General features: G+C 53.5%; 11 protein-coding genes. All 11 read left to right on the top strand.

What is annotated here, in order from left to right; all coding sequences use genetic code 11:
• Positions 1 to 49 precede the first annotated feature (49 nt).
• The 11 genes from I8J30_RS04015 (at position 50) to I8J30_RS33880 (ending at position 16,231) form a co-directional block, all read left to right on the top strand.
• Positions 50 to 958 carry a creatininase family protein gene (locus I8J30_RS04015; RefSeq protein WP_210655572.1) on the top strand — a complete coding sequence of 303 codons (909 nt, stop codon included), beginning with the start codon at positions 50 to 52 and terminating at the stop codon, positions 956 to 958.
• Positions 958 to 3,258 (top strand): alpha-L-rhamnosidase-related protein, encoded by a 2,301-nt coding sequence (locus I8J30_RS04010; RefSeq protein WP_210655570.1) that lies wholly within the window; start codon positions 958 to 960, stop codon positions 3,256 to 3,258. Before I8J30_RS04015 ends, I8J30_RS04010 begins: the two co-directional genes overlap by 1 nt.
• A complete protein-coding gene (locus I8J30_RS04005) occupies positions 3,255 to 4,469 on the top strand; it encodes an amidohydrolase family protein (protein WP_210655568.1) in 1,215 nt (404 codons plus the stop codon). Before I8J30_RS04010 ends, I8J30_RS04005 begins: the two co-directional genes overlap by 4 nt.
• Before the next feature lie 74 nt (positions 4,470 to 4,543).
• On the top strand, positions 4,544 to 6,736 hold the full coding sequence (locus I8J30_RS04000) for a glycoside hydrolase family 36 protein (RefSeq protein WP_210655566.1): 2,193 nt from the start codon (positions 4,544 to 4,546) through the stop codon (positions 6,734 to 6,736).
• A gap of 107 nt (positions 6,737 to 6,843) precedes the next feature.
• Complete coding sequence (locus tag I8J30_RS03995; RefSeq protein ID WP_210655564.1) at positions 6,844 to 8,514, top strand: extracellular solute-binding protein; 1,671 nt, start codon at positions 6,844 to 6,846, stop codon at positions 8,512 to 8,514.
• A gap of 40 nt (positions 8,515 to 8,554) precedes the next feature.
• Complete coding sequence (locus I8J30_RS03990; RefSeq protein WP_210655562.1) at positions 8,555 to 10,348, top strand: sensor histidine kinase; 1,794 nt, start codon at positions 8,555 to 8,557, stop codon at positions 10,346 to 10,348.
• Positions 10,326 to 11,927, top strand: coding sequence for a response regulator transcription factor (locus I8J30_RS03985; RefSeq protein ID WP_210655560.1), 1,602 nt, complete (start codon positions 10,326 to 10,328; stop codon positions 11,925 to 11,927). The genes I8J30_RS03990 and I8J30_RS03985 overlap by 23 nt, the downstream gene beginning before the upstream one ends.
• Before the next feature lie 189 nt (positions 11,928 to 12,116).
• Entirely contained in the window at positions 12,117 to 13,823 is a 1,707-nt protein-coding gene (locus I8J30_RS03980) for an extracellular solute-binding protein (protein WP_210655557.1), read from the top strand.
• A 90-nt stretch (positions 13,824 to 13,913) separates the two neighbouring features.
• Positions 13,914 to 14,819 carry an ABC transporter permease gene (locus I8J30_RS03975; RefSeq protein WP_210655555.1) on the top strand — a complete coding sequence of 302 codons (906 nt, stop codon included), beginning with the start codon at positions 13,914 to 13,916 and terminating at the stop codon, positions 14,817 to 14,819.
• Between the two features lie 39 nt (positions 14,820 to 14,858).
• Complete coding sequence (locus tag I8J30_RS03970) at positions 14,859 to 15,740, top strand: carbohydrate ABC transporter permease (RefSeq protein WP_210655553.1); 882 nt, start codon at positions 14,859 to 14,861, stop codon at positions 15,738 to 15,740.
• A 224-nt stretch (positions 15,741 to 15,964) separates the two neighbouring features.
• Positions 15,965 to 16,231, top strand: coding sequence for a hypothetical protein (locus I8J30_RS33880; RefSeq protein WP_210655551.1), 267 nt, complete (start codon positions 15,965 to 15,967; stop codon positions 16,229 to 16,231).
• Positions 16,232 to 16,521 lie beyond the last annotated feature (290 nt).

Raw genomic sequence — 16,521 nt, 5'->3', positions numbered from 1 at the left:
CTTTGTATATTTAGGGGATAGACTAGTTCGATAAAGGAGTCGATTCAGAGTGAACGATAAGCTGCCCCGTAACCAAATTCAATGGGAACTCATGCTGCCGCAAGAATTCCGCAACGCGCAGGCGAAGCTTCCGATATTGTTTATGCCCCTTGGCACTGTGGAATGGCATGGCGAGCATAACGCGTTGGGACTGGATTCTCTTAAAGCCCACGAGCTGCTAGTTCGTACGGCCGCCCGTGCGGGAGGCGGAGTCGTGCATCCCCCGTTGTATGGCGGAATGGGCGGACTTGATAAGCCCGCGACGGTCATCATGGAGCCGGAGATGGCATGGGAGAACGTATTGCTTCGCACATGGCTCGAGCAGTATTGCTATGAATTCCACCGCAACGGCTTCAAAGCGATCATTCTGCTTACCGGACATTACGGTCATAACCAGCAAATCGTCATTCGCGAGACGGCAGTACGTATGTCAGAGAGGCTGCGGATTCCCGTATTCGGATCGCCGGAATACTGGCTTGCGCTTGATGAAGGGTACCTTGGCGATCATGCGGGCATTGGTGAAACCTCTCTGCTATGGGATTTGCATCCCGATCTCGTGCAAATCGAGCGAATTCGACAGGATCCTGACTACAGCATAGGAGGGATCATTGAGAATGGCTCTTCACCAGAGTTAGGAAGACGATATGCAGACCGCATTGTCGAGCGGTTGTCGCGCTTGGCGCAGGAAATGATGAGCTGGGACGATACGGTGCTGGAGCGCTATATCAGCGGCGAGCGGGCTATCGTGCAAGCGCAGGCCAAGGGCTGGAGGAACGTGGGCGGCTGGGAGTTCTGGACGCATATCGCAGGTTCGGAATTCGTGAATTACGGTCATTACCTCGTGGAAGGCAAGTTCGAGGAGATTGAGCGGATGGCAAAAGAATTCGGAAGCCGGGCACTTCCCAGGGAGCGAACATAATGACGGAAGCGGTATGGATTTGGTATCCCGATCAAACGGCTGTACAGCCGAATATGTATGTGGATTTTAGAAAAAAGATTGCTTTGGGGCATGTGAACGTCATCGTGAAGGTATCGGCATGCCAAGAATATCAACTGTTCGTAAACGGCCAATTGGCTGGCAGAGGACCATCTCCTTGTTCGCCGGAGTGGCAATATTATGACGAAATCAATATCTCGTCCTTCCTGCAAGAGGGAGAGAACGTCCTTAGCGCGGTTGTCTATCATTTCGGAGATAAGGATATCGTCACCAATCAGATGCAAGGTCCCGGAGGCTTCTGGCTGCAGCTGGAGTCGGCGGAGGGCGAGATGCTGCTAGGCTCGGATGCCTCTTGGTCCTGTCGGATTTCACCACGGTGGGAGACGCGTAATCATCGCATCAGCCGGTGGGGCGGGTTTAATGAAATTTATGTGGTTGATCGCGAGGATGGCTGGCAGGAGAAAGAATATGTCGAGGAAGACTGGCTGCAAGCCGGCATCGTGGCGCGCATAGGTGATGCGGAGAACCCTTGGACGCATCTGATCCCTGCCGAGATTGCGCCGCTGCATCGCGAGCAGGTGCATCCGGCGGCTATCATCCGTACAGAAGCAAACTATGGAAGCGTTATTGGCGCCAGTGAGCTGCTTGCGCGATCGCCTGCCGCCGGCATGTCGGTCGATTGCTCAGCGCCGTATTCGCTTCCTGGAGTCGTCTTTGACTATGGGCGCGAGGTCGTCGGCCGGCCTGTCATCATAATCGAAGCGCCGGAGGGCGGCGTCATGAGGCTGGCATACGGCGAATCGCTGGAGCTGCAATATGTCGATACGTTCGTGCTTCGCCGCGGCAACAATGCTGTTTCGACATTTGGCCGAAGGGCCTGCCGGTTTTTGCAGCTTTCCTTCCTTGCGGCGCCAAAGCCGCTGACGGTGAAAGAGCTTGTCTTCGAGCATCAGCACTACGACTTCAAGCAGCAAGGGACATTCGTCACGAACGAAGAACGGTTGAATCGGATCTGGGACGTAAGCTGCTACACAACACTGATGAACAGTCAGGATCATCTCGAGGATTGCCCTTGGCGCGAGAAGGCGCTATGGGTAGCTGATGCCGTCGTGATGGGCAAGGTGATCTATCATGTATACGGCGATACCGCCCTGCTGCGCAAGTCGCTGCTGCAAGGGGCGCGCATCCAGAACGAGGACGGATCCATTCCGGGAACGGGACCGGAACGCAACGCGCAGATGCTGACCGATTTCTGCGGACACTGGCTGCTTGGCGTGCGCGATTATTGGCGCTATTCCGGCGATTGTGCAACAATCGAACAGCTTTGGCCGAATCTGCTCAAGCTGACGGATTGGTTCGGTGCTCAGAAGGACGAGACGGGCTTGTTCGCCCAGGCGGATCGGCCGGGCTGGTGGTGCTTCATCGACTGGACGGTGCATATCGACAAGCGGGATAAGGTGACGTGCATCAATGCGCTATATGTTGCGGTGCTGGAAGCGATGTCCGAGATGTCACTGGCACTGGGTAAATTCGAAGTGAGCGTCGACTACCGTAAACACGCGGATCAGCTGAAGCTCGATATTCGCAGGCAGCTGTGGCTGGCGGACAAAGAAGCGTTCACCGATTGCATAATCGGCAACACGCTGTCGACGAATCTGTCTTTGCAAACGAATTTCTTAGCTGCTTGGTGCGGCATTATGACCGAGGCGGAGACGACTCGCTTCATCGAGCGTTATTACGATACGAATGCGCTTGTTGAAATCAAAGGAGCGTTCTTCCAGCATATCGTTCTGGAGGTATTCGTGCGGATGGGGATGACGGGCCGTGCACTTGAGCTCATTCGAGGTTATTGGGGAGCCATGGTAGATCGTGGAGCAACCACATGGTGGGAAACGTTTGACGCCTCGACGCCTCACGGCGTAACGCCGAGCACCTACGGCGGCAACGTCCCAACTTACCTGTGGGAAGGCCCGCTTGTCAGCCAGTGTCATGCGTGGGGAGCATCTCCTGCTTATATTTTGCATCAACTGATCAGCGGCATTGATGTGCTGCGATTGGGCCAGGGCATCATCCGTCTTCGCAAGCCGGCCGACGAAGGGCCTGACCGCTTATCGGCCGAGCTGCCGACTAGGAACGGCTTGATCCGCGCCGAGTGGAAACGGGAGGACGGCGTCTATTCGGGCACGGTCACCGTGCCTTCTGTTTATCAGGTCGTCCGTGATGAGGATATGCCTAAAGCCATAATCGTTCATTTCGAGAAGGGGGCTGCGGTGCAGCGATGATGCAGACAACGAACAATGATTGGAAAGCGTGGCTGGACGTTCTCAACGCCAAGCCTGTCTATAGCACGCATGAGCATCACCGGGAAGCGTTCAGCCAACAGCAGCTGGATCTGGATCTGCTGTTCCAGTGGTCTTATGTCGGCTGGTGTGGACCTACGCCTGCTGCAACCTATGAAGCGCGGACGGCATGGCTCGATAAAATCCGCTTCAATACGTATTTTCAATGGCTTGAGAAAGCTATCATGCGCATCTATGGCATTGAGGAACTCACTGCAGACAATTGGGACGATGTTTCGCATGCGATACGGCACGCTCATCTGTCGGATGCCGACTGGCATCTGAATCTGATGAAACAGCATGGCGGTTATACGGGATTTCTGGAAGATTGCTTTTGGAATACGGGCAGCGATGTCGGCTACCCCGACTTCATTACGCCGGTTTATCGGCTCGACATGTGGATGATGGGTTACCATCCAGAATCGCTGACCAATGAGCGCACGACGATTCACGACCAATTCGAGCAGCCGCCGACCTTCGCGCAGTACATGGAACGGTTCGAGCATGAGCTGCGCAGCCGCAGGCCTTCTATCGCGGGCTTGAAGTGCGCATCCGCGTATCAGCGTACGATCGCATTCTCGGATGCGTCCCGAGAAGACGCTAAGGCTGTCTTCGGAAAGCAACCGTCCGAGATCTCCGAGGCCGAGCGGAATCGGTTCGGCGATTATATGCTGCAGGTTGCTCTTAGCCTCGCGGCGGAGCTGGAGCTTCCTGTGCAGATCCATACCGGGCTCGCAAGACTCGGCGGGTCCAATCCGCTCCTGCTGGAGCCGCTCATCGCCGCGCATCCGAGCAATCAGTTCGTCCTGTTCCACGGCGGCTTTCCGTGGACCTACGATACGGCGGCGCTTGCGCACAATTACGACAATCTCGTCATTGACATCAACTGGCTGCCGCTCATCTCGACCACTGCTGCGCAAGATGCTCTTCACGTTTACGCCGATGTGCTGCGGGACAGCGGCAAGATCGCATGGGGCGGCGACACGTGGACTGGTGAAGAAGCGGTCGGTGCTTCTATGGCTTTCCGCCATATTTTGGCCCGCGTCTGCGCGGACAAAGTGAACAGCGGCGCATGGCGATCGAAGGATGCGGAACGGTTTGCCGACAAAATCATGTACGAGAACGCCTACAAGCTCTATCAAATCAAACGGTAAATGACGCGAACCTGCAGGTGCTTTGCTGCCTTGTAGGTTTTGCTCTTCCCCGCACCATAAAGGAGATGCAACGCATGATAGAAACGGTAACCGGTATAAGCAAACGGAAGATCGAACATCAAGGCATGAGCATGGAATTTCTGGAGAATGAGACGGCTTGTGCCATGGATGTGCTGAATACGGTGGAAGAACGGTTCGATCGCTTCGCCTCTATCCCGGTCGTGCCTTTCCAGATCGGCATTGAAGGCTTTGGCCGCCTGCTCTTCCCCGTACCGCCAAACGGGAGCACGATTCTGCCCGCGCAGATGATAGCCAAGTCCAAGGAGCAGAGTGAAAAAGGCTTCCGCATTACGTACGTCCATGAGGAACAAGCGATTGAGGTCACCGTTGATTACGAATTCGTGCCGGGCTGCGCGGTCATACGCCAGCATACATCCGTGACGAATACGGGCAGCGAGCCGCGCAAGCTGACTTACTTCTCAGCGGCGCTGCTGAACGGGCTGGCAACGGACGGACTGAAGGATTGGCAGGCAGCGGACAAACTCCGGCTGCATTACGCGCATCAAACCTGGCACGGTGAAGGCCAGTGGCGCAGCCAAAACCTCGAAGAATTGGGGCTGTACCATCATTCTCCTCATCCACCATCCAATACGATCCGCTTCTCTTCCTACGGCTCGTTCAGCACAGGCAAATATTTGCCGATGTTCGTGCTGGAGAACAAGGAGACGGGCAAGGTGTGGTACGTGCAGCTCGAGACGTCCACTTCATGGAACGTGGAGATCGGCTACCGCGGATCATGGGCAGGTCCGGAAGGTTGCTTGTATCTGAGCGCCGACGCGGGAAACGAGCGCTTCGGGAATTGGAGCAGGACACTTGCGCCGGATGAAACCTACACGAGCGTTCCGGTTGCTTTTGGCTGCACGCTGGGAGACTTCAATGAGGCAGTCGGCGAATTGACCCGCTATAGGCGGCAAATATTGAAGCCGGCCAATGCTTGGACGGGAGAATTTCCTGTCGTCTACAATGATTTCATGAACGGCATTTGGGGCCAGCCAACCCGCGAGCGCTTGGAGCCGCTCATCGCATCCGCAGCAGAAGCGGGAGCGGAAGTGTTCTGCATCGATGCCGGCTGGTTCATGGAGCATACCGAAGAGCCCGTGCAAGTGCTGGGGGATTGGGAGCCGGTCGACGAGCGTTTCGGAGAAGGCGGCCTGCAGCAGATGCTTCGTGACATCGAACGCGCAGGCATGACGCCGGGGATTTGGCTCGAAATCGAAATGTGCCATGAGCGATCGAAGTTATTCACCAAGCCGGACACATGGTTCCTGCTGCATAACGGGAGAAGAGTCGGCGGCCCTGATCGGGTATTCCTCAATTTCGCTCACCATGAGGTCAGAGCGTACTTCCATCAGCTGTTTGACCGTTTAGCGGCCATGGGCGTCGGTTATATCAAGAACGATTACAACGATTATATTCCGCATGCCGACAGCGCTGACGGCGTGTCCAAGGATGGCGTCCGCGAGAACTTGGATGCATTCTATTCCTTCATTGACGAAGTGAGAGCCAATCATCCAACGTTGATCCTGGAGAATTGCGGTTCGGGCGCAATGCGCGAGGATTACGCGGCGCTCTCGCATTTCCATGTTCAGAGCACGAGCGATCAGGAATTTTATGAGCGGTATCCGTCGATCCTGATGGGCACGCAGGCGGCAGTCCTGCCGGAGCAATCCGGCATATGGAGCTATCCGTATCCGCTTCCGTTTCTCGAGCAGAAGCAGCCGGAGCTCGTCCATGGTCAGGTGTATCAGGAGAGCATGAAGGACGGCGAGCAGACGATCTTCAATCTTGTGAACGGCATGTGCGGAAACCTGGTGCTGGCCGGACATCTCTATGCCGCGGACGTATTCAACATGGCACTGATTCAGCAAGGACTTGAGATCTATAAGCGTGAACGCGCGCAGATCAGACAATCTGTTCCCGTCTATCCGAGCGGCCTCGCGAGACTTGGCGATACGAAGGAATGGGCTTCATTCGGGCTGAACAATGTCAGCGAGAACCGCATGCTGCTTGCGGTATGGAAGCTGCAGAGCACGGAGGATGTCTGCGAAATCCCGCTTGAACGTTGGTTTGGCCGACATGCCAGGGCAGAGCTGATCTACCCAGCGAGTCCGGCGGAAACGCAGTTCGCCTTCCATCCCCATCTCGCGAAGCTGTCCGTGCGGATTTCAGGCATGAACAGAGCGCGTTTGTTTGTGATTAGCGGGTAGTTCCCGTAGTTCCCCACTGATGGAACGCCTTCCATCTTTTGTTTATGAGCCCTGCCTGAGTAAATGATATGATTCATATATATTGTTTTCTTGGGGGCGAGGGTAAGGTGAAGATTCATAGATTCAGAGGTTCCTATTCATTCGGTTTCCTTTCCCTTCTCGCTATTGCTCAGATGGCCGGCTGCGCTTCGCAAGCCGGGAAATCGCCAAATACCGAGCTGTCTCGGCCAGAGACGGACGGCCCTGTCACTCCTTATGCCGAACCGGTCACGATGACGGTTTGGGCAGGGATGAACGACGTTATGCGATTCGCATCGGGCGAAAGCATAGACGATAATTTGCATACACGCTATATGAAATCTTTTCTGAATCTCGAATTTCATAATAAATGGGTGGCGGACGGCGGAAAGATCGGGGAGAAAATTGATCTCGACATCTCCAGCAACGATCTTCCCGACGCCGTTCAAGTAAACGTGGAGCAAATGTCCCGCCTGATCAAGAACGGTCAGGTCGAGGATTTGACGGATGTATGGAACAAGTACGCACTGCCTGGTCTGAAGGCGAACATGGGCTACCAGAATCGGATCGCGTTTACACCTGCAACGAAGAGTGGACGCATCTTCGGGATTCCGCTTCCCTCGGATATGGGCAATTCCATAGCATTAATGTATATACGCAAAGATTGGCTGCGTAACCTTCATCGCCAAGTGCCGCGTACGACTGCCGAACTGAACGAGCTTGTTCATGCGTTCGCTTCGCAAGATCCTGACGGCAACGGGAAGAAGGATACCTGGGGCGTTGCTTTTGAGCAAGCCGCTGAGGGCGGCTCAGTCGGCTTGCCGGGTGGAATGACAATGGACGCGCTTGCGGCAGGCTTCGGCGTTTACCCGGAGTTATGGGTAAGCTCTCCTGACGGCAAATTATCGTACGGCACTATCAGCGATCGGATGATTCCCGTGCTCTCCATGCTGAAGGACTGGTACGATTCCGGCGCAATCGACCCGGAATTCGCCATTAAGGACTTGAACCGCGTTTCCAAGGATGTCGCGGACGGACGAATTGGCATCGTATTCGGACCGTTTCATTACCCCCTGTGGCCGCTTAAGGATGCGCTCAAGAACAATCCGAATGCGGACTGGATTGTCGCGCCTATTCCGAGCGTGGATGGGAAACCCGCCGTGCCTAAGGCGCTTCCCTTCTCGGGAAGCTGGGTCGTGGTCCGCAGCGGCTACGAGCATCCCGAGGCGTTGATCAAGGCGCTCAACGTCACCTACATGATGCAAGCGAATATGGGCGAGCCGGGTAAGTTCTGGGACGAAGCGGGCAAAGGCGTCTACAAGGATTTGTCCGCGCATCTGTACATGAAGCCCTACTTGTTCGATTCACCTGTTCGGAACTTGCAATCAGGCAAAGAAATTCATGCGGCGCTTCAGTCGGGCGATGAAACCAAGCTCGTTTCCACATCGGCCCGCAATATCTATGCGAACTTCATTCAATCCAAGGATAAGCTGGACGCCTGGACCTTCCGCAAAATATTCGATGAGTCGGAACTGGTGCTGAGCAGTTACCCTAAGCTGCAGTATTCGGCCTTCTTCGATGCGCCGACACCGGAGATGCTCACTAAAGGAGAAGCGCTCGCACGCCTCGAGCACGAACAATTGACGCGAATCATCATGGGTTCACCTCTGGACATGTTTGGCCGGTTCAAGGAAAAATGGGTCAAGCTCGGCGGGGATGCGATCACTCGGGAAGTGAATGCCTGGCAGCAAAAACAATGAAGCTCCGATTAGCGGAGCACGGGCAGGAAGGCGGTGGACAATGGGATTGAGAGGGTTGCTGCGCACAGGCGTGTTTCGTAAAATGTTTCTCGGCTTTCTTGCGGTCATGATTCCTTTCACCGCGATTTGCTATGGCGCCTTGTGGGTGGCCGGCAATGCGTTGTCCAATCAAGCGCAGCAATCGGCGCATTCGAAGCTGCAGTTTTTTATGGATTACTTGCAGGAAGAGCTGCGCAACGTGAATCAGATGCTCATCGCCCTGAATAACGACGCTGACATGCCGGCGGTATACCTACATCAGCATGACGGTTTCGATTATGAATTCGTCCAGCTGGCTGGCAGCATCCGGGCCAAGATGAAGATCGTCAATTACTCCAGCGATTACGTCACGGACGTCTTCCTGCTGCTTCCCCAGTCGAAGATCAAGCTGTCCGTCAATGAAGGGGTGACGTCGATCGGGGGAGCGGACGAAACCATTCTTCGCAGGCATATGAACCGTACGGACGAGATGGTGCGCTACATCGGCAATGACACTATTACCTATTCCACGGCGGTTACGGACGGCAGCAATACCAACGTCCTCTACGTGCTCGGAACGAACCTATCACAGAAACGCATGATTGCGACGATGAACAAGCTGGACGACAACAAGAAGTATAACGTGTTTCTTATCGATGACGAAACGAGAAAACGAATCGGCGATGCGGATTCGGAAGTGCTTGACCGCAGCATCTACGATCAGCTTGCGGAGGACGAGACGAGCCGGATTCAAGTTGACGGGAAAGCATATCTCGTCCAGCGCTCGACGGACCACAACTTCACGCTGGTGTCCTATATCGCCGAAAGCAGCATTTTGGCGCCGGTCGCCGTCATCTGGAAATGGTACGTGGGCATCTCGATCAGCATGATTCTATTTGCCGTGCTGTACTCCTGGTTCACCTACCATCAAATTCATAAGCCGCTCCATAAGCTTGTGCGGACGATGCGCGAGGTGGAGATCGGGAATTTGAATTCCACCTTGCCCGTCAGTCAGAAGGACGAGTTCGGATTTGTCTATAAACAGTTCAATAAAATGGTCGGTCAACTCCGAAGCCTGATCGAGGAAGTCCTCGAAAGCAAAATCGAGCGACAGCAAGCAGAGCTGAAGCAGCTCCAATCGCAGATTAACCCGCATTTTCTGTTCAACTGCTTCTACATCGGGTATCGGATGGCCAAATCCGGCGAGATGGATCAGGTGGCAAAGCTGTGCAAGTACTTAGGCGATTATTTCCGTTTCGTCACCCAACAGGGATCTCGCGACGTGGCGCTGATGGAGGAGATCAAATACACACGTACGTATTTGGAAATTCAGAAGATGCGGTTCTCCAACCGGCTCGAATTCGAAATCGATATTCAATCAGGGCTTGAACGTATCGAGGTTCCGGGCCTACTCTTGCAGCCGCTTGTGGAGAATGCGCTTTTGCATGGGATCGAACGCGCGGACCGGCCTGGTTTTCTGCGCATTACCGGTTGCGTGGAAGGGGATGTCTTACGGTTGGACGTGAAGGATAACGGTCGCGGCATGGAAAACGAGCAATGGCTGAGGCTGCAGAGCCGTCTGGAGAAGCCCGTGAACAGCTCGGATCATTTTGGCTTATGGAATGTGAATCGCAGGCTTTATCATCTGTATGGCGAGGAGAGCGGGATCATGCTGGAGAACGGTGCGCCGGACGGGTTTACATCCTCGCTTCGCATTCCGCTATGCAAGCTGAAGCAGCAGCCGGAAGCTATTCATCCGTTCAAGCCACAAAACCAAGAGGGAGTGACCGGCCATGTACAGACTGTTGATCGTTGACGACGAGCCGGCGATTGCGGAGGGCCTTGCGGAGATGATTACCGAGCTTGGGCTGCCTCTAAGGGAAATCAGCTACTCCTTCTCGGCGAACGAAGCGCTTCGCAAGTTCGATCAGGAACCGTTCGATATCGTGCTGGCAGATATCCGCATGCCCGAAATGGATGGACTGCAGCTCGTTCAGCGGCTTAGGGAAAGATGGCGCCATACCGCAGTTATCTTCCTGACCGGTTTCTCGGACTTTGATTACGCAAGGCGCGCGCTGCAACTGGGAGCATTGAATTACTTGCTGAAGCCTGCGGAAGACGAAGAAGTAGTGGTGAGCTTGAAAGAGGCTATATCCCAGCTCGACCAAGCCTATCATCTAATGCTTTCTCTAGAGGAGGCCGAGCGTCTGTCCCGTCAAGCGATTCCGCTCATGCAGGACAAATGGTGGGGGCGCATGCTTCACGGCGAAGTGAATGTGAGGACATTATCCGATTCGGCTTTCAGCCAGAAGCGGATACCGCTTTCTGTGTCGCTGCCCGTATGGACGTTGATTGTGCGTATCGACGATTTCGGCAGGCGGTTTCATAACGAAGACGAGTTCTTGCTTCTGTTTGCGGTGCAAAACATGGTTCAGGAGCTATGGGCGGGACAATATCGCGTGGAGTCGTTCCGCTTCGAAGGCTGGTTCGTGCTGCTGCTGCAGACGGAAGATCAGGAGCAGAGCAGGGAGCAGTGGAGCGAGCGGGTGTCGATTATGCATGAAACCGTTCAACGGGTGCTCGGCATCACCTTCTCTATGGTGCTCACACCTGAGCCGTCCTCATGGGACAAATGGCCCGATGCGTTCTGGTATGCTGAATCCGCGCTGCGATTGTGCGCATTCAGCAGCACGCTGCTCGTCACGCCGGAGCGTGACAAGGCGACGGCGATCCACTACCAGTTGCTGCACAAGATCACGCAGGAGTTATCCGAGGCGCTAAAAGCCAGGGATGAGGCAAGGTTCAAGCGCTGCCTGGACAGCGCTTTCGCCATTAACGGCCTGGAGCTGCCGAGTCCGGAGCAGCTGGCCATTCACTACATTGCGATCGCCAACCAGCTGTCGCAATTCTTGCTGCTCTATAATTTGCAGAACCAATTGGACCCTCAGACGGCAGATCGGCTAGGCAACTTCAAGTCTCATCGGGACGTCGGCTCTATGAAGAGCTTCCTCATCCAGCTCTTTAATCATATCTCGAACAAGATGGGCGCGGTTCGCGACAATCCATCCGATCTCTTGATCGCGCAGGTCCGCGCTTACATTCATCAGCATCTAGAAGAGGATCTATCCTTGAACGCGCTGGCCAAGCTTAAGTATGTCAGTCCGTCCTATCTGTCGCGCCTGTTCCACCAGATTACAGGTGAGCAGCTGATGAGCTACATTACCCGAGTTCGGATGGAGGAAGCCAAGAAGCTGCTGCTTGACGATCGCTACCGGATACAGGACATATCCGAGAAGCTCGGCTTCCAGAGTGCGAACTACTTCTCCAAGGTGTTCCGCAAAACCGTCGGCATCCCGCCGCAGGATTTCCGTTCCTCCTCGTTATCGAATTCATAGCTTGAAGCGGCGGCTCTCACTCGGGAGCCGCTTTTTTTACTGCTTCGTATCCCTTTAATCCGCGCAGAGGACAAAATCGTGCACGAACGTAAAGACTTTCTTCTTATTGGCGATAGCCTGCATCCGTTACGATAAATGTGTAGCAAGTAGAGCAATTCCAATAACGTTGAGCGAAAGGATTGGATGCATGTGAAGAACAAGGCACTGCGCTTTACTCTGTTTGGATGCGTGGCGTTGACGCTCGTACTGACGGCAGCCTGCGGCAGCAACAATGGCAATAACACGGGGGAATCGGGGAATAAGACGAACGATTCGGCGACAACGAATAATGCGCCGACGGACAATACTTCTGCGGAGAAGCCGGCGGAAGAGATCGACTACTACAAATTCAAGGAGCCGGTCGATGTCGTATTCGCGAAGAGCGTATTCGATGTCAAGGTGTACCCTGAAGGAGAAGATCCAGGCAACAACGCGGTGTACAAAATGATCGAGCAGACGACGAACATCAAGCCGACGAACAAGTTCGCCGTCCCTTACGAAAACTACCGCGAACGCATCAAGCTTGGGATTGCGAGCAACGATCTGCCGGACATCTTCTTCGCGGAGCAAGCCGACGTGGACCAACTGATCAAGAATGACATGCTGGAAGACCTGAAGCCGATTTATGACAAGTACGCAACGGACAAAACAAAACAAATCGCCGGTTACAAGGATGGGCTTCTGTTCTCTGGCGCACAGCGCGAAGACAAGATCTACGGCATGCCTAACGTTTCCGATTCACTGAACGGTTCGCCTGTCGTCTACATCCGCAAGGATTGGATGGACAAACTGGGCGCGCAAATGCCGAAGACGTTCGAAGAGCTGATCGCGCTGGCTAAGCGCTTCGCCAAGGAAGATCCGGATGGCGACGGCAAACCGGACACGTACGGGCTGTCCATGAACAACCAGCTCGACCTGAAGTTTACGGCGCTGATGAACGCTTACGGCGCATATCCGAAGGTATACGTGAAGGATGCGGACGGCAAGCTGAATTACGGCAGCTTGAATCCGAATATGAAGCAGGGCTTGACGATGCTGGCCGAACTGTATAAAGAAGGCGTCATTGACAAGGAATTCGTAACGAAAGACATGCCGAAATCGATGGAGCTCGTCTCGCAAGGCAAAGTCGGCATTCTGATCGGGGAGTTCTTCTCGCCGCTCTGGCCGCTGCAGGATGTGCCGAAGAACGTGAAGGGCGCTGATTTCGTCAGCATGCCAATGCCTGGTCTTGGCGGTTCGGAGTATCAGCCGAACGTTCCGATTAACGTAAGCGGCTACTTCGTGGTCCGCAAAGGCTTCGCGCATCCGGAAGCGCTGATGGTGCTGCTAAACAATCTTGCCGAAACGTCCTACAGTAACCTCGACAATGCGTGGGCGAAAGCATGGTCGGAACTCAATAAGGATCCGAAGTACGCGAATGCCAGCATCAACAACTGGCTGCCAGTCTTCAATGACCGCCCTGACGCCAATACGAACCGCTACAACCTCTTCACCGATGCGCTTAAATCAGGCACCGATCAGAACATGCCGGCCGATCAGCGCGTTACGTTCCAGAACGTGAAGAAGGGCAAGGAAGGCGATGCGGCTAACTGGCCATGGTACAAAACGTTCCTCGAAGGAGTACCGAATGCCAGCAGCTACAAAACGATCGTCTACAACGGTTGGTTCGGAAGCGCGACAGAGACAGGCAAGCTCAAAGGCGCAAGCCTGCTCGACCTGGAGAATCAAACGTTCATTAAAATCATCGTGGGCAAGTCTCCGGTCGATTCCTTCGACGACTTTGCGAAGCAATACAACGATCTCGGCGGCAAGCAGATTCTAGATGAAATGAATGCGGTGCTAGCAACGCAGAAGTAAGCCCAATACCAAGACGTACGCGCAACCGAATACCAGGGCTCGTCCGCAGCGGCGAGCCTTGGCATATCTAATGGCAATGGCGGTGGCTTCATGAACATGATCAAAAGGCGTTTGGCTACAAAAGAATGGCAGCTTCATCTGATGATTGCTCCCGGCGTCGTTTTTCTTATCCTGTTTTCGTATTTGCCGCTCTATGGCATCCTGATTGCTTTCAAAGAGTTCTTGCCTTCCAAAGGAATTTGGGCATCGCCTTGGGTCGGACTCAAATACTTCGACTTCATGATGAAGTTGCCCGATGTCTGGCGCGTGACGAACAATACGGTTTACATTGCCGGACTGAAAATACTGCTCGGCTTCCCGGTTCCGATTATCATTGCGCTCATGCTGAACGAAGTGCGCCGCAGCTTCTTCAAGAAAGGCGTGCAAACGATCATTTATCTGCCTCATTTCCTGTCCTGGGTCATTCTGGCGGGACTCATTCTCGACGTGTTTTCGCTAACGGGCATCGTGAACTCATTTCTTGGCTGGTTCGGCATCGAGCCTTTCTATTATCTTGGAGACAACCGGAGCTTTCCCTGGATTATTATAGCAACGGACATTTGGAAAAATTTTGGCTGGGGAACGGTCATTTATCTGGCAGCTTTAACCGGAATCGATCCAGCCCTTTACGAGTCGTCGGTTATTGACGGTGCGAACCGCTGGAAGCAAACGCTCCACATTACGATCCCGGGCATCGTGCCCATTATCATATTGACCGCGATTCTGAGCCTGGGCAATGTGCTCAATGCGGGGTTCGAGCAAATTTTCAACTTATATAATCCGCTCGTCATGGATCGGGGCGATATTCTGGACACGTACGTGTATCGGGTGGCGTTTCAGGAAACGAACTGGAGCCTTAGCACGATGGTAGGGCTGATCAAATCGGTTGTGAACAGCGTGCTCATTATCGCAGGCTACTTGCTTGCTTACCGCATTACGAAATACCGCGTATTCTAATCGCGCATTCAGGCATTTGTTCCTTCGGGGGGGCATGAAATGAACAAACTACATGATACATGGGGGATGCGCTTGTTCGCCATCTTCAACTATCTGCTTCTTGCGGCTGCAGCATTCCTTTGCATCCTGCCTCTGATAAACGTGCTGGCCGTTTCCTTGAGCAGCAGCCACGCGGCCAATGCCAATCTGGTAGGCCTATGGCCGGTTGATTTCACGATTCAATCTTACAAAGTCATTCTGACCCGCGCGGAAGTGTTGAAGGCGTTTTGGATATCCACGGAGCGAACCTTGCTTGGCGTGCTGCTCAATAATGTACTGACCATCCTGATGGCCTATCCGCTGGCCAAGTCTGCGAAGCAGTTTGCAGGGCGGCACGTCTACATGTGGGGGATGATCTTCGTTATGCTGTTTAACGGCGGACTCGTCCCAACCTATATCATCGTGCATGATCTTGGGCTGCTGAACTCCATTTGGTCGCTGGTGCTGCCGGGCGCCGTTCCGATCTTCAGTGTCATTCTAATGATGAATTTCTTGAAGCAGCTGCCTTCCGAAATCGAAGAAGCCGCGTTTATGGACGGCGCATCCTACTTCACAAGCTTATCGCGGATCGTCATTCCGCTGTCTATGCCGGTTATCGCGACCGTGACGTTGTTCCACTTCGTGGGGCATTGGAACGATTGGTTCGCGGGCTTGCTGTACATGACGGATATATCCAAGTATCCACTGCAGACGATGCTGCAATCGGTCGTCAAGGGCAACGACATTATGACGCTCGACGCAGCAAAGCTGTATGCAGATGTTTCGGATCGGACGCTGAAAGGCGCGCAAGTCTTCGTGACGGCTTTGCCGATTCTCTTGCTCTATCCTTTTCTTCAGAAGTATTTTACAAAAGGGATCGTCCTCGGTTCTGTTAAAGGGTAAATGGGTAGTCTACTTTCATGTCCTTGATCCAACAATCTACAATCAATTGCATGGAGGTTGAGCAGACACGTTCTGCTCAACCTTTTTTTGCGTCAATTTCATGCTTCCTGTTACAAAATTATTTAGTATTCCCGATTTTTCGAATATGTTTTCGTTGGCAGATGACATATTTCATTAAGAGTATTGCAGATATAATTAAAAAAAAAGAGATAGGAGAGAAAATCATGAAATCGGAGCTACAAGCTGCAACTTATAAAGAGATCCGTCATCGTTCCAGCAAAAGCTGGTTAAAAACTTTCATCAGTCAGATTGATTTACAAGTGATGGTGCTTCCCGGCGTTTTGTTGGTCCTCATATTCAGCTATTTTCCCATGTGGGGCGTCTTAATGGCTTTCCAGAATTATAACTTATTTAATGGCTTTTTCGGCAGTGATTGGGTGGGGCTGAAGCATTTTGAGATGTTCTTGCATTCGCCTGACTTTTCACCCTGATGGAGAGGTTGCCATCTTCCTTAATTATATGTCGAGCTCGCAAGTAGTAGAGTTTAAGGAACCTGTCCAAGATTGCATAAATATTGGAACGTTGGTCGGAAACACAGAATTGCCGCCATACGGGGTTATGGTTGTGCAGCGTCTTCGGAGAAACTAGTGGGTAAGCTGTTCAGCGAGCAGATCAAGCTTACCACGGGCTTGGCTGTATAGTCCCCCGCCCCGGCCATGTGGCCGAAGCGGGGAATTTGGCTTGGTGAGAGGAAGGAAGATGAATGAGCAATCCCGCGATA

The organism is Paenibacillus lignilyticus (assembly GCF_017942085.1).
GTDB classification, from domain to species: domain Bacteria; phylum Bacillota; class Bacilli; order Paenibacillales; family Paenibacillaceae; genus Paenibacillus_Z; species Paenibacillus_Z lignilyticus.
The sequence above is the reverse complement of the archived record's forward strand: the minus strand, read 5'-3'. Positions and strand labels throughout refer to the sequence as shown.

Bases quoted from the DNA above. Each gene is read 5' to 3' on its own strand.
- I8J30_RS03970 (WP_210655553.1), top strand. From the start codon at position 14,859: ATGAACAAACTACATGATACATGGGGGATGCGCTTGTTCGCCATCTTC.
- I8J30_RS04010 (WP_210655570.1), top strand. From the start codon at position 958: ATGACGGAAGCGGTATGGATTTGGTATCCCGATCAAACGGCTGTACAG.
- I8J30_RS04005 (WP_210655568.1), top strand. From the start codon at position 3,255: ATGATGCAGACAACGAACAATGATTGGAAAGCGTGGCTGGACGTTCTC.
- I8J30_RS33880 (WP_210655551.1), top strand. From the start codon at position 15,965: ATGAAATCGGAGCTACAAGCTGCAACTTATAAAGAGATCCGTCATCGT.
- I8J30_RS03975 (WP_210655555.1), top strand. From the start codon at position 13,914: ATGAACATGATCAAAAGGCGTTTGGCTACAAAAGAATGGCAGCTTCAT.
- I8J30_RS03985 (WP_210655560.1), top strand. From the start codon at position 10,326: ATGTACAGACTGTTGATCGTTGACGACGAGCCGGCGATTGCGGAGGGC.
- I8J30_RS03990 (WP_210655562.1), top strand. From the start codon at position 8,555: ATGGGATTGAGAGGGTTGCTGCGCACAGGCGTGTTTCGTAAAATGTTT.
- I8J30_RS04000 (WP_210655566.1), top strand. From the start codon at position 4,544: ATGATAGAAACGGTAACCGGTATAAGCAAACGGAAGATCGAACATCAA.